The sequence below is a fragment of the Janthinobacterium sp. PLB04 genome (assembly GCF_021165895.1).
GTDB lineage: Bacteria > Pseudomonadota > Gammaproteobacteria > Burkholderiales > Burkholderiaceae_D > Janthinobacterium > Janthinobacterium lividum.
The window spans coordinates 2,922,346-2,935,967 of record NZ_CP088968.1; the positions used below are offsets into that span (position 1 = coordinate 2,922,346).

The 13,622-nt window shown below is 62.9% G+C and carries 16 protein-coding genes; 2 read left to right on the forward strand and 14 right to left on the reverse strand.

Annotation, left to right across the window (positions count from 1 at the left end; genetic code table 11):
• Positions 1-4: 4 nt before the first annotated feature.
• The 14 genes from LSO07_RS13020 to LSO07_RS13085 all read right to left on the reverse strand — a co-directional run bounded on the left by LSO07_RS13020 (position 5) and on the right by LSO07_RS13085 (position 12,197).
• A complete protein-coding gene (locus LSO07_RS13020) occupies positions 5-1,009 on the reverse strand; it encodes a flagellar motor protein MotB (protein WP_034787914.1) in 1,005 nt (334 codons plus the stop codon).
• Positions 993-1,850 carry a flagellar motor stator protein MotA gene (gene motA, locus LSO07_RS13025; RefSeq protein WP_269450144.1) on the reverse strand — a complete coding sequence of 286 codons (858 nt, stop codon included), beginning with the start codon at positions 1,848-1,850 and terminating at the stop codon, positions 993-995. Before motA ends, LSO07_RS13020 begins: the two co-directional genes overlap by 17 nt.
• Before the next feature lie 113 nt (positions 1,851-1,963).
• Entirely contained in the window at positions 1,964-2,707 is a 744-nt protein-coding gene (locus LSO07_RS13030; RefSeq protein ID WP_151094643.1) for a FliA/WhiG family RNA polymerase sigma factor, read from the reverse strand.
• A gap of 33 nt (positions 2,708-2,740) precedes the next feature.
• Positions 2,741-3,217 carry a flagellar basal body-associated FliL family protein gene (locus tag LSO07_RS13035; protein ID WP_081345405.1) on the reverse strand — a complete coding sequence of 159 codons (477 nt, stop codon included), beginning with the start codon at positions 3,215-3,217 and terminating at the stop codon, positions 2,741-2,743.
• Positions 3,217-4,362, reverse strand: a complete 1,146-nt coding sequence (locus tag LSO07_RS13040) for a flagellar hook-length control protein FliK (protein ID WP_151094645.1) — start codon at positions 4,360-4,362, stop codon at positions 3,217-3,219. Before LSO07_RS13040 ends, LSO07_RS13035 begins: the two co-directional genes overlap by 1 nt.
• Positions 4,359-4,601 (reverse strand): hypothetical protein, encoded by a 243-nt coding sequence (locus LSO07_RS13045; protein ID WP_225317290.1) that lies wholly within the window; start codon positions 4,599-4,601, stop codon positions 4,359-4,361. Before LSO07_RS13045 ends, LSO07_RS13040 begins: the two co-directional genes overlap by 4 nt.
• Positions 4,602-4,668: 67 nt before the next feature.
• Positions 4,669-5,058, reverse strand: coding sequence for a flagellar export chaperone FliS (gene fliS / locus LSO07_RS13050; protein ID WP_034757830.1), 390 nt, complete (start codon positions 5,056-5,058; stop codon positions 4,669-4,671).
• Positions 5,059-5,108: 50 nt separating this feature from the next.
• Positions 5,109-6,521, reverse strand: a complete 1,413-nt coding sequence (fliD, locus tag LSO07_RS13055; RefSeq protein ID WP_034787851.1) for a flagellar filament capping protein FliD — start codon at positions 6,519-6,521, stop codon at positions 5,109-5,111.
• Positions 6,522-6,610: 89 nt separating this feature from the next.
• A complete protein-coding gene (locus LSO07_RS13060) occupies positions 6,611-7,048 on the reverse strand; it encodes a flagellar export protein FliJ (protein ID WP_046684908.1) in 438 nt (145 codons plus the stop codon).
• 8 nt (positions 7,049-7,056) lie between these two features.
• Entirely contained in the window at positions 7,057-8,367 is a 1,311-nt protein-coding gene (fliI, locus tag LSO07_RS13065) for a flagellar protein export ATPase FliI (protein WP_151094649.1), read from the reverse strand.
• Positions 8,364-9,053 carry a flagellar assembly protein FliH gene (gene fliH / locus LSO07_RS13070; protein ID WP_034787861.1) on the reverse strand — a complete coding sequence of 230 codons (690 nt, stop codon included), beginning with the start codon at positions 9,051-9,053 and terminating at the stop codon, positions 8,364-8,366. The genes fliI and fliH overlap by 4 nt, the downstream gene beginning before the upstream one ends.
• On the reverse strand, positions 9,050-10,090 hold the full coding sequence (locus LSO07_RS13075) for a flagellar motor switch protein FliG (protein WP_034787864.1): 1,041 nt from the start codon (positions 10,088-10,090) through the stop codon (positions 9,050-9,052). Before LSO07_RS13075 ends, fliH begins: the two co-directional genes overlap by 4 nt.
• Positions 10,068-11,798: a flagellar basal-body MS-ring/collar protein FliF gene (fliF, locus tag LSO07_RS13080; RefSeq protein ID WP_151094651.1), complete on the reverse strand. Its 1,731-nt coding sequence runs from the start codon at positions 11,796-11,798 to the stop codon at positions 10,068-10,070. The genes LSO07_RS13075 and fliF overlap by 23 nt, the downstream gene beginning before the upstream one ends.
• 60 nt (positions 11,799-11,858) lie before the next feature.
• On the reverse strand, positions 11,859-12,197 hold the full coding sequence (locus LSO07_RS13085; RefSeq protein ID WP_034787870.1) for a flagellar hook-basal body complex protein FliE: 339 nt from the start codon (positions 12,195-12,197) through the stop codon (positions 11,859-11,861).
• Between the two features lie 24 nt (positions 12,198-12,221).
• Here LSO07_RS13085 and LSO07_RS13090 point away from each other — a divergent pair, with 24 nt between their 5' ends.
• Both LSO07_RS13090 and LSO07_RS13095 read left to right on the forward strand, forming a co-directional pair.
• The gene (locus LSO07_RS13090; protein ID WP_139144441.1) at positions 12,222-12,461 is read left to right on the forward strand and encodes a hypothetical protein; all 240 of its coding nucleotides are present in this window, start codon (positions 12,222-12,224) and stop codon (positions 12,459-12,461) included.
• A 359-nt stretch (positions 12,462-12,820) separates the two neighbouring features.
• Positions 12,821-13,621, forward strand: coding sequence for a FliM/FliN family flagellar motor switch protein (locus tag LSO07_RS13095; protein WP_034787875.1), 801 nt, complete (start codon positions 12,821-12,823; stop codon positions 13,619-13,621).
• The last annotated feature ends 1 nt before the right edge of the window (position 13,622 follow it).

A 13,622-nucleotide genomic window follows, 5' to 3' on the forward strand; every position in this document is an offset into this window, starting at 1 on the left:
GCCCTTAATTTGCATGCTCATCCCGCTCCTTCTTTGCGGGCAGGCCCAGTTTTTCGCGCAGGCGCTGCAAGGTGCCCGCATCCGGTTCACCCACCTGCAGTTCGTCGCCTTGCGGCTTTTGCCCGGCCATGCCGAACATGGCGGCGATGCTGTCTGCCTGGCCACGCGTCAATATTAACAGTTCGATGCGGCGGTTGATGCCGGCGCTGGCGTTTTTCACGTCCAGCGGCGCGCGGTCGGCCATGCCCACCACTTGCAGCACGCTGTCCGGACTCATGCTGCCGATCAGCAATTGCGCTCGCGCCGACATGGCGCGGTTGGCCGACAGGGTCCAGTTCGAATAGCCTTCATAGCCGTTATTGGCGTATTGCAAGGAATCCGTGTGGCCGACGATCAGCATCTGGTTTTCCATTTGCGCAAACACGGGGCCCATCTGGCGCAGCAGCTTGCGGAAGCGGTCGGTCGGCACGGCGCTGCCACGCACGAACATGCCTTGCTTGTCCGTATCGTGCAGCATGACGCGCAAGCCGTACGGCGTGATCACGGATTGCAGGTTGCTCTTGAGTCCCGCTTCGTCGCTGAGCTTGTCGAGCGCGCGCGACAAGGCCATCAAGTCTTCCGGCGACTGGTAGCTGACCTTGGTCTGGTTTTGCGGCGCGGAGCCGGCTTTGCCGTCCTGCATCTGCTTGCCTTCCGTGCGCGTGTCGCCCGAGCCCTTGCGGGGCATGGGGAAGCGCTCGATCAGGCTGCCGCGCGGACCGCCACTCTGTTCCGGCATGACGCCCTGGCCTTCGCCCTGGCGGCTGCTGGCCGACGCATCCATCATGATTTCCTTCATTGCCTGCTGCTCGCGCGCGGCCATCAGCCACAGCACGAGGAACAGCGACAGCAGGGCCAGGCAAAAGTCGGCGAACGCTACTTTCCAGGCGCCGCCATGGCCATCGTCGTCATGCTTGCGGCCAGCACGCTTGATGATGGCCTGTTCATGTTTCTCATGCGGCTTTAGCACGGCGGCCTCCCCGGCCTTGGCCCTGCTCTTGTTCCGCGCCGCCATCTTCCAGCGCATTGATCCAGCTTTCCAGCTGGGCGAAGCTCGGCTTGATGTTCAGCTGCACCAGGCGGCGGCCCGCATCGATCGCCAGCAGGGGCGGCTTGCCCGCCACGTGCGTGACCAGCACGACCTTCACGCATTCCATGGTCGAGCCTTCTTCGCCCACCAGTTGCTTCATCATGTTGCACATCGGATCGAGCACGCCGTAGCAAAAGAAGATGCCGATGAAGGTGCCGACCATGGCGGCACCCACTTTTTCCGAAATCTCCGCCGCATCGGCGCCGTCGGCCACGGAATTCATGGCCATCACGATGCCCAGAACGGCAGCCAGGATACCGAAACCTGGCATGGCTTCGGCGATCTTGTGCAGGGACTTCGACGGTTGCAGCAATTCGTCGTGGATGGCTTCCAGTTCCTGCTCCAGCACGCCTTCGAGCTCATGCGCATTGATCTTGCCCATCGCCATCAAACGGAAGTTGTCGACGATGAAGGCCAGCAGCTTCGGCTCTTCCAGCACCAGCGGATAGCGCTGGAACAGGGCGCTTTCGCGCGGTGCCTCGACGTGGGCGTCGAGCGCCTTCAGGCCGCCGGCGGCCGTTTGCAGCAGCTCGTACATCAGCAGCAGCAACTGGCGCTGGAATTCCGAACCTTGCTTCTTGTGCGTGACGATCTTGCGCATCTGGTGCAGCATTTCACCGAGTACATGCTTGGGGTTGCCCAGCACCAGGGCGCCAACGGCGGCGCCGATGATGATGATCAACTCGACCGGTTGCCAGATCGCGTGGACGGTGCCGCCCATCAGGGCGAAGCCTCCGAATACACACCCCATCACGATTAAGATACCGATAATTACCATGTCAACTGCCTTTCTGCGTCATTGTGCTGCGTCAATTTGATGGATCTTGCTTACTCTTATGCGTCTTGCAGCATGGCTTTCATCTTGCCCAGCGCCGTCTTGTTGAGCTGGCAGACGCGGGCGTCGCTCAGGTCCAGCACGGCGGCAATTTCTTTATAGCTCAGTTCGAATTCGTAATACATCTGCACCACGCGCTGTTCCCGTTCGTCCAGCGTGCGCAGCGCCTGTTCCAGGCTGCGCCGCACCATCAATTGCTCTTCCGGGCTCGGTGCGCTGTCGGCTTGCCCCAGGCTTTCCTGCAGCACTTCGTCGAAACTGGCGATCAGCTCGGCGTTTTCCGCCAATTGATATTCCTGGAACGCTTCCGGCGTCAGTTTCAGGGCCGCCATGACTTCCGCTTCCAGCGGCTCGCGCCCCAGGCGCCGGGTCAGGGCGCGCACGCTGTCGCGCAGGCGGTGGCTTTCCTGGCGCACGGCGCGCGGGCGCCAGTCCTGGCGCCGCAGTTCATCGAGGATGGCGCCACGGATGCGCAGGCTGGCATAGCTGCCGAAAGACTGATCCGGCACGCCGTAGCGGCGCAGGGCTTCCAGCAGGCCCATCAGGCCAATCTGTTCCATGTCGTCGCGGTCGATGGCGCCCGACACCTGCGAATTGAGCTGGCGCACGATGCGTTTCACCAAAGGGGAGTACGCGACCAGATGTTGTTGCTCTTCAGCAACGCTGAGCACGGCCGCGCAAGCGCTGGCGGCCGCATATTCGCCGGCGCCATACGCTTCCTGGTATTGCTCTACATAGGCCAAGGGATCTCCCACTAGGTCGGCTGGCGTGTTGGCTTATTCAATGATCAGCTTGCCGACCATGACTTCGGTGAAGGGTTTTTCCATCTGCTCGCGTTCATAGCTGACATTGAAGGCCTTGTTGATCTGTTCGGCATACTGCTCCACCGTCATGGTCTGTGCCTTTTCCATCGGAAAGCTCGACAGGGTGCTGACGGCGATCGAGCGCATCAACGGCAAGTGGTCCTTGGTCAGCTTTTCCTTTTCCTCGGTGGTGGCGATCACCAGGTCGGCCGACAGGTAATGCGTTTCACCGTCGCCGGGGCCGCGGCGCAGCATCACGATGACCTTGTCCAGGGTAATGAACTTGCGTGCCTTCTTGCCCGTGGCGGGCGGTGGCGGGGCTTTCGCTTCGGTGGCATCGGCATGGCCGGCAACCGGTTTGGCTAGGTACCACATGGCGCCGCCAGCCGCGCCGGCGGCCAGCACTGCCACGGCGACAAAGCCGCCGATCAGTTTCATTTTCATATTCATCAGGCGCTCTCTCGCTCGTGCATGGCGTAAGTGGTACTGGCAGTGCTGCCGTCGGACAGGGCGCGGCCCGGTTCGGCATCATCCTGCTGGCGGCCCGGTTGACGCTGGCCGCGTGCATCGCCTTCGGCAAACGCCTGGGCGGCCGGGCTGCGCGGGGTGGCGCTGATATTCACGGCCACCTCGGTGTACTGGCGCTGTGCCAGGTCGCTGCGCATGTTTTCGCCGATGCCTTGCAGCTGGCGTAACACTTCCGAGTTCGACGCCGTGACGTTTACCTGCAGCGCGCCGGCCGTGTGGCGGATGGAAATTTCAATGCGTCCCAGCATGGGCGGGTCGAGGCGGATCGTCGCGTGTTCGCTGTTGCGGCCGATCTGCGTCTGCAGGCGTTCGCCCAGCGCTTCGCGCAGCGGTTCCTGCCATTGCTGGGCAGGGCCGTTGAGCTTGATGGTATCGCCGGCCGGGGCCGCCGTAGCCGTATTGCCGATGGCGCCCGTCAAGCCCAGGTTGGGCGCGGCTGGCGCGGGCGTCGCGGCGCTGCGTTCGCCATCGCGCGCGGCAGGGGCAACGACGGCGCTTGCGGGAGCGGCTTGCTGCAGCAGCGATTCGAACGGCTGTGCGGGCGCGCTGCCCTTGGCGGCGCTCGCCGGGATGGCTGCTGCCAGCGGTTCGCGCGTATCGCGGCCTGCCGGCTGCGCCGTTCCCTGTGCGGTGAGGGTGATTGCCGCCGGATGCAGGCTGATGTTGAGTGCCGGGTTGGCTTGCGCCACATTCGCCTGGGCTGGTGTCTGTGCCTGCGCGGCGGCGCGCGCCTCGGCTGCGGCCGGGTCCGTTGGCGGCAGCATCGCCACCGGCAGGCCGATGACGGGCGCTGCCATGGCAGGCAAGCCGCTGTCGACCTGGCTGTCGCTGTCGCCATCCTTGACGGGGGCGGGCGCGGGCGTGGCGGCATCGGCCGACTCCCCGCCTGTCACATCGAGCACCTGCGCAAACAGGGGCAGGGCGGAGGGCGCGGCGCCGTTGCTGCCATAGCCTGGCGTGCCAGGCAAGGTGGCCGTCTGTGCCGGCGCTGGCGCCGACGCTGGTGTCGGTGCCGCATTGGCCGCCGCTGCCGGAGCGGCCGGCGCCTTGTTGAAGTTCATGATCATGCTTGATTCCCGTCCGAGTCGTATTCGCCGAGCGCGGCGTAGGCGACCCAACCTTCCTTATTTGCCTGTAATGCACCCAGGTGTTGACCCAGGCGTTCTTTTTCCGCAGAGCAAATTTTAACCGCTTGCGCGTGAATTTTGCGCAATTGCAACAATTCTGTTTGTTCCAGCGCATTCCATGCGCCACGTTCGGCCAGCAGCGGAATGTTTTTCGCCAGGCTGGCCGAGAGTTTTTCCATCGCCTCCCAGTCCTCCTGGGCGACAGCCGCGCTCAAATGCCGGCTCAGCTGCTGCAGCGCAGCGCGCCTAGGCATTATTCGCCTGGACGCCCACCCAGCCACGCTTAATGGTGGTCATCAAGGTAGTCACTTCATCGATCAGCGTCGGGTCGAGCTTGATGCCGGCCGTGTACAGGCGCGCCACGCAATAGTCGTACAGGCGCGCCAGGTTGACCACCACTTCGCCGCCATTGTCGAAATCGAGCGAGCTCGACAGACCGTTGATGATCTGCGTGCATTTATCCAGGCTGATCGCCTTTTGCTCGTAGCGCTTGCCCACGATGTGCCCGCGCGCGCGCGCCAGTTCTTCCAGCAGGCCGTCCGTCAGCACCAGTACCAGTTCGACCGGTGTGGCGCGGGCGGTCTGGGAATCCAGGTTGACGGCATGGTAGCTGCCGTAAGCTTCATTGTTCAACATTATTCTCTTCTCGCTATGTTAACTGTGGCGGCGCGGCAGGCACGTCCGCCTTAGGATTTATCGTTGCTAAACATGGCATCGAACATGTCCGAATTCCGGGTCATTTGCTCCTGCAATACCTGCAGGCGCGAATATTGGTCCAGGAAACGGGTGTAAGCAGTGTTGTACTGGTTGGTCAGGCGCTCGGCGCTCTTGGCCAGGCTTTTCTGCAACTTGTCCGTCGCTGCCATGCGCTGGGTGATCTGGCCTTTGGTGACATTGCTCCACTGTCCCAGCACCTTGTCCAGGCCGCCGAGCACGCCGGCTGGGGCCGACAGGCTGTTATTGCCGAACAGTTTGTCCAGGCCGCCAGGATTGTCCGCCAGCTTGGCCGTCAGCTTGGCCGTATTCAGGCTGATCGTGCCGTCGCGCTGGGCCGTAATGCCATACGCTACCAGCGATACGCCATCGACGTTCAGGCGCAGGGCATCGCCCATGCTGGTGCGCAGGGCGTTCAGGCCGGAGTCGTGGGCAAAGATGCCTGCAGCGATATTTTTTTCCGGATTGCCTGGGCTGGCCAGGCCATCCATCACGCTTTTCAGCTTGTTGTAGGCATCGACGAAAGCTTGCACATTGGCAATGGTACCGGCACTGTCGGTGCCGACGGTCACGGTCACGGGGCTCTCGCCTGCCGTCATGGCCTTGGTGAACGTCATTTTGACGTCAGGCACGTTGGTGAAGGTATTCGATGCCTGGGTGATCTTGGTGCCGGAACCCTGCGCGCCCAGCCAGACGATGGCGTCCTTCGGCGCCGCGATGGCTTTTATGTCGCTCTGCAGCGCTGACTTCAGGCCCGCATCCGTCACGCTGTTGGTATCGATCGAGACCGCATTGGCGACGCCGGTGAGATTCGACGTCAGCACCAGTTGCGCCTGGTTGCCGATATTGATGACGGAAGCGGTGACACGCGCATTATTCTTGCTGTTGCCATTGATGGCGGCGGCGATTTCCTGCGGCGTCAGGTAGGCGTCGCCATCCTTGTTGGCGGCGGCCAGGTCGATGTCGAAGGCGTTGTCGGCGGTGACGGCAGCCAGAGGATCGCCGAGGCGGATGGTCATGTTGCCGCCGTTGGCAGGCGTGGTGCTGCTCAAGCCGCCATACGAAGTCTGGCTGGCCGTGGCCAGTTGTTCGACAAAGAACGCGTAGCTGCCAGGCGCCGCCTTGATGCCGGCCGTGCCCGTGCCATACGCGGTATTGCTGAAGGTGGCGGACTGGCTCAGCACCGATTTGCTGGACGTCATGGTCGTCATCGCCAGCTGGAATGCCGAGATGGCCGATTTCAGGTTGCCCAGCGCGCTGCTGGTGTTGTTGGCCAGCGTGGTCTGATTCGCCAGGGCTGCCTTTTGCGCCGCCACCGATTTGGTAGCCAATTGTTCTGCTGTGACGATCGGATCGTATCGTGGTGCGGTAATTACGTTTGCCATGCCAGACTCCTGAATAAAGGGATATACCGGTACAAGGCGACCCCCATTCCCGTTTCGTGAAGTTTTCCTGAAAGAAACTTACACAAACCTCATTTTACCTGCCCGCGGAACCAGAATTGCGTCGCCAGCTCGTCTTGCCGCTTGGCATCAACTCGGTGTTGCTCATTTGCAACATGCTTTTGCTTTTGCGTCAGCACCTGGTCCAGCACTTCGCGCTTGGCCCAGGCCGTATTCAGCGCGCGTTGCGAAACGGCCATGTTGGCTTCGTGTAGGTGCAGATCGGTACGGTGCTGGTCGGCCATCTGCATCACGGCTTGCTTGAAGTTGCCGCAGTTGACGGACAGGGCCAGGGGCAGGGCGCCGCTGGGGCCGCTATCCGTGTACAGGCCCGTCAGGCGCTCCAGGTTTTTCTGGTAGCGCTCGCGCACGGCCGTCTGCGCCGCCATTTCGCCTTGCAGGCGTTCCACTTCGGTGCTGCGCAGGCCGACCAGGGTGGTCAGGTTGCGGATGGTATGCGCGTCGCTCACGTATGCTCCTAGGCCATGATCTGTTCAAGTTGTTCGATGCACGGTCCCATCGGCGCCTCTTCCTTGGTGCCCTGGCACAGGAAGGCTTCGATGGGCGCGTGCAGCTGGACGGCGCGGTCGGTGATCGGGTCGGCGCCGGGCACGTAGGCGCCCAGCGGGATCAGGTCGCGCACGCGCGCATGGCGCGCCATCGACGCTTTCAGCGCGCGCGACGCCTGCATGTGGCTGGGCGTGATCACCTGCGCCATGCAGCGGCTGATCGAGGCGGCGATGTCGATGGCGGGGTAGTGGCCCCGCTCGGCCAGTTCGCGCGTGAGCACGATGTGGCCGTCGAGAATCGCGCGCGCCGTGTCGACCACGGGATCCTGCTGGTCGTCGCCTTCGGCCAGCACCGTGTAGATGGCGCTCATGCTGCCTTCCGGGTGGGCGCCATTGCCGGCGCTTTCCACCAGTTGCGGCAAGTTCGAGAAGACGGACGGCGGGTAGCCGCGCGTGGCCGGCGGCTCGCCCAAGGCCAGCGCCACTTCGCGCAAGGCCATGGCATAGCGCGTCAGCGAATCGACCAGCAGTAGCACTTGCTTGCCCTGGTCGCGGTAATGGGCGGCGATCGAATGGCACAGCTCGGTGGCCATGATGCGCATCAGGGGTGACTCATCGGCCGGTGCGATCACCAGCACGGCCTTTTTCAAGCCTTCGGCGCCGAGCGACTTTTCCACGAATTCGCGCACTTCGCGGCCCCGTTCGCCGATCAGGCCGACGACGACGACATCGGCCACCGTCTGGCGCGTGATCAGGCCCAGCAGCACGCTCTTGCCCACGCCGGAACCGGCCATCAGGCCCACGCGCTGCCCCTTGCCCAGGGTCAGCATGCTGTTGATCGCCCGCACACCGACGTCCAGCGGTTCGACCACCGGTTGTTTCTTCAGGGGATTGATCTTCGGTGGCGTGACTTCCAGGATGTGTTCGCCACCGAGGCGGCCCAGGTCATCGATCGGCTCGCCTAAGCCATTTACCATGCGGCCCAGCCACGAGGGGCCGATCTGCAGGCTGGCCTTGTCGGGCAACGGGAGAACTCTGGCGCCCGTGGTCAGTCCTGTCGCCTTCTTGAACGGCATCAGGTAAGACAGTTTTTCGCGAAAACCGACGACTTGCGCATCGAGCCACTCGCCGCTCACAGTTTCAATTTGACAACGCTGGCCCGTGTGCAGGCGGCAGCCGGCGCTTTCCAGCAGCAGGCCGGACGCGCCGACCAGGCGGCCGGTCGGTGTCGCGACCGGAATATCGCCGATCTCGAAGCTGCGCAGCGTGTCGGCGATCATGCAGGCGCGCCCTGGTCCGCGTGTTCGGCGGCCAGCGCCAGGTGGCTGCTGACCTGTTCCATGCAGGCCGACAGGCGCTGATGGCAGCCCGCGTCGACTTCATTGTCGCCCGCCTTGATGCGGCATTCGCCCGCGTCGAGGCGCGCGTCGGCGATCAGGTTCCAGCGCTTGGCGCGCTTCGGATCGAGTTCGCTGATGCGTTTCAATTCTTCCGGATTGAGGAAGACGTCGATTTCCTCGCGCGTGGGCGGCATCGAGGCCAGGGTCTCGTCGACCAGGGCCAGCAATTGCACCGGCTGCAGCGCCAGTTCCGCGCGGATCACCTGGCGCGCCACCTTGGCCACCAGGTCGACCACTTCCTTGCGCTGCGCTTCGCGGTAATCGGCGCGCACTTTTTTCAGGTCGCGCAGGATGGCGTCGACAGGGCGGGCCAGGCGGTCCAGGGCCACCAGGGTTTCATTGCGGCCTTCTTCGCGGCCCTGCGCCATGCCATCGTTGCGTCCGGTGTCGTAGCCGTCCTGCTGGCCTTGCACCAGGCCCACTTCGTAGCCGTCGCGCTGGCCCTGCTCGAAGCCTTCCGAGACGGATGCCTGCCACTGGCCATCCGTGTCCTCGTTGGAGGCGCGCTGGCCGGCGGCGATGAATTGCGACAGGGGCGGGAAACGATACGAGCGGAAGTGTTTCATTCGATCACCGCTTCGGCAAACAGTTGCACTTCGATCTCGCCCGCATCGGCGAGGCCCTTGACGGTGGCCATGATTTCCTGGCGCGTCTGTTCGATGCGCGACAGCGGCACGGGGCCGGAACGGCGCATCATGTCTTCGAAGCTCTGCGCCTGGCGGCGTGGCATGGTTTTCAGCACGGCGTCGCGGATCGACGGTTCCGCGCCCTTGAGGGCGATGGCCCACTGTTCCATCGGCACGTCTTCCAGGATGCGCGTGAGCGTGACATCGCTCTGCGTGGCCAGGATGAGGAAGTCGTACATGCTCAGTTCGATTTCCGACACCACTTCCGGGTCGTGCGCGCGCAGCAGTTCGACCAGCGCGGCGCGGTTGCCCGGCATGCGGTTGAGAATCTCGGCCGCCTGGCGGATGCCTTCCACGCTGGTGCTTTGCGTGTCGAGCGTGCCCAGGCAGCGGCCCACCAGTTCGTCGAGCTCGACCAGCAGGTCGCGGTCGATCTCGTCCAGGCGTGCCAGGTTCAGCAAGACCAGGTCGCGTCCTTCGACGGGCAGGGCATCGAGGATCTGGCCGGCCAGCGCGGGCGGCAGGAAGGCCAGGAATACGGCTTGCATCTGCACGTGCTCGTTGACGATGTATTCGGCCAGCCATTTCGGCGAAGCCCACTGCAGGCGCGCCATCTTGGGGCGGATCGCGTCGCCGTAAATATTGTTCAGCACGCTATTTGCGATATCGCTGCCCAGCGCCATGTCCAGCGAGCGCTTCAGGTAGCTGCGCGAGGCGCCGTGCACGCCGCTTTGCTGGCGGTAGTCGTCGAAGAAGGTCTGCATGGCCGTTTTCACGGATTCGACCTTGATGCCGCTCATGCGCGACATCACTTGCGTGACTTCCAGCAATTCTTCACGCGACAGGCAGCGCAGCACATTGGCGGCCTGTTCTTCGCCGATGCTCAGCAGCACGATGGCCGCCTGTTCCACGGGGTTCAGGCTGACGCTTTCGTATTCTGCGCCGTCGGAGGGATTATTGTTGTTGAGTTCGGCCATTTTTCTGCATCCATTGTTTGACGACTTCGGCGACACGCTCGGGTTCTTTTTCAGCCAGCACTTTCAAGTGGTCGACCATCACGTCGACCGCCGAGCCAGGTGGCGGCAAGTCATAGTTTTCCAGCAGCGGCACGACCGGCATGTTGCCGGCGGCGGCCTCGCCTTCGAGCGCCAGCGGGCTGCCATTCACACCCAGGGCAGGCGCGCCGGCGGCGGCCACGCCATTCGCGCCGGCGGCGCTGGCGCCGCCCAGTGCCAGGGCGGGATCGAGCTGTTTCAGTGGCGGCGGCGCCAGGCGCGTGGTCAGCAGGCGCAGCAGCGGACGCAGGATCAGGAAGTAGCCGAGGATGGCGCCCAGGGCGTACAGCAGCCAGCTGCTGAAATCGACGACGGTATCGCGCTCTTCCCACCACTGCGCCACGGGCGGCTTGGCCGGGAAGGCCAGCGCCGTCAGGCTCAGGCTGTCGCCGCGCTGGGTGTTGATGCCCAGGCCGCTGCTCAGCATTTTTTCAATATTGCCCAGTTCGGCAGGGGTCCAGCCGGTTTTCGGATTCGGTGCGGCGGCGCTGTTGAGGACGACGGCGACGCTGAGTTTTTCCAGGCGGCCACGGCTGCGCTTGATCTGCGTGATGCTGCGGTCGTAGGCGTACTGGCGCGTGGTGGCGTTCTTGCGGGCCGTGCCATCGTCGGATGGCTTCGGCACGCCATCGGCGGGGGCGGCGCCGGCGGCGTCGGCCGGTGCCGGCACGGCGGCCGCTGGCGGACGGTTCGACAGGCTGCCGGGAATGCCGGCCACGGTGCGGTTGCGTTCCTGCTCTTCGCGCATCGCTTCGCTCGTCACTTTCGGGGCTTCGCCGTATTTTTCCAGCGTTTCGTCCACGCGGTCGTTGTTCACGGCGGCCGTCACGCTGAGCTTGAAGTTGTCTTCGCCGATGACCGGGCCCAGCAAGCCCGTGACGTTGCGGCGGATTTCATCCTGGAAGCGTTTCGCGCCTTCGTTGCCGGCGGCCGAGGCATCGAAGCCATCCGTCAGGTCGATGTGCGAGGACAGCAGGTTGCCGCTCTGGTCGACCAGGCTCACGCGCGTGGGCGCCAGGCTGGCGACACTGCCGGCCACCATGTTGATGACGGCGGCGATCTGTTCCTGCGCCAGGGTGCGGCCCGGTTTCAGCGCCACCACGACGGAAGCGGACGATTTGTCGCCGTCGCTGGCGACAAACGAAGTCGATTTGGCAATCGACAGATGGACGCGCGCCGAAGCGATCGCGTCCATCGTCATGATGCTTTGCGCCAGTTCGCCTTCCAGGCCGCGGCGGAAGCGCACGTCCTGCACGAATTGGGAGACGCCCAGCGGGTCGTTCTTGTCCATCAGCTCCAGGCCGGCCGGCAGCTGCGCCGTCACGCCTTTCGAGGCGAGCAGCATGCGCACCTTGCCCAGCATGGCGTCGGGCACCAGCACCTGGCCGCTGTCCGGATGCAGGCGGTAGGGGATGTGTTCCGCGTCCAGGGTGGCCATCATGTCCGTCACGGCCACTTTTTCGCGCGCGCCAAACACCGGCTTGTAGTTGGCCTGGTCGCGCCAGGCATACATGGTCACCATGGCGGTGATGCCGATGGCCAGCACGACGATGGGAACCAGGTTTTTCAGCAGGGCGGGCGGAATGGCGGGCTGGGCGCCAAGGCGCCAGCGCGCAAATGCGGACTTCATGGGGGTAATCACTTGGGGTAACTTTCGCTGGGAGGCTGGGCGTGGATCAGGACGTGAAGATTACAGAGGCAGTTTGATGAGTTCGTCGACGGCGCCCATGACCTTGTTGCGCACTTGCATCAACATGGAGAAGGACAGGCTCGCTTCCTGGCTGGCCAGCATGGCGCCGACCATGTCGTCGCTCTTGCCGCTGTCGACGTCGCTCATTTTTTGCGCGGCCATGCGGTCATCGCCGTTGACCTTGCCGATGGCGTCTTTCATGCTTTGCGCAAAGGAGAAGCCGGATTGTTCCGGCGCGCCGAACTGGGCGGCAGGCGCGATGCTGGCGCCCAGGGCGCGCGCGTCATTGCTCAGTGCTGCCAGATCGGCCTTGATCAGACCTGCGAGTTCGTTGCTCATCTTGCCCTCTACTTTCAATATGCGGTGACGTATCAATCAGAAATTACTGGTGTTGCCATTCCGGCAGGCATTACATCCAATGCCATCTTGCCCGGCCCGATTTCAGGACCCATCAGTTTTATCAGTTGCCACACCATCCGCTCAAGCAGACTCAAACAAACCCAGCAAACCCACGCCAACATGATTTACATGGCCATGATAACTAATATTTATCTGATAAAAGTTTCTGCTGGTGGCAATAAGAAGGACTGGAAACTGCCATAAAAACCGGAATCAGGTAAGCGGAATGGCGCACTGCAAATCACTATTTTGTCGCTATAAGCTTACCTCGGGGCAACTATAAAGTAAAGAGAGGATTGCCTCAAGGAATATTGATACATGGCAATATTTAGCATTTTCATGTATTGTTCAGCACCGTAGTCATCTAGCATGCGATACGATGCGCAATCGTTTGCTTGCGGATCGGTTTGCAAGGTCAAGATGATGCTGTATTTAATTTCGGGTGATCCGTATAATTTGTTCTGCCACCGCAATACGACATGACCCTCATGATAACCACTAAGACAGATCAAACTGTGCGCCATCAAGTCCTCGATTCTTGTCTGCTTGGACGTCCTGTCCATTTGCTGCATGTATTCGGCGCCCAGCTGCGCGACGACCTGGCCGTGGCCCTGCGCCAGCCGATGAGCCGTCGCTACTGGGGCAACTTCCAGATCGATGGCGTGAGCTTGTCGCGCGTGGAAAACGAGGACAGCGTGAACCGCTGGCTGAGTTTTTCCACGGCGGCCAGCCAGACGGGCTTTGCCCTTGAACGGCAGATACTCTTGAGCGTGCTGAACTATCGCTATGGTAGTGCCGGCGCCAAGGGGGCGCTGCCCGATCCGGCGCAGGTGCGCGTGACGGCCACGGAGGAGCGCCTCGCTGTGGTGCTGGGACAACAGTTGGTGAACAGCTTGTTTTCCCGCGTCCACAAGAACCTGCAAACCCTGGGCAAGAGCAGCGACATCGACACCAGTGCCGAGGTCGCCGTGCAGTCTGGCGTGCATCCGGCGCGCGGCAGCTGGATCGTCACCGTGGCGCTCAGCGACGTCGAGGCGGGGCAGAGCGGCCAGTTCTGGTTCTCGCTGGACAAGCGCCTGATGGCCGACGTGCTGCGCGGCCTGCTGCCCGAGCGCGCGCAAGCGAAGAAAGCCTTGCGTGGCAGCGTGCGCCCGCTCGCTTCGCGCCTGCAAGTGACCCTGGAAGGCCGGCTCGTCAGCAAACAGGTGCAGCTGGGCGCCTTGTTCGACCTGCGCGTGGGCGACGTGATTCCCGTCAGCCTGAGCCGTACCGACGTCATGCTCGACGACTCCCGTTTATTTACAGCTGCTGTTTCCGAACACAAGGGCAAGCTCTGTTTAACCTCATTTGAAGATGTCGAATAAT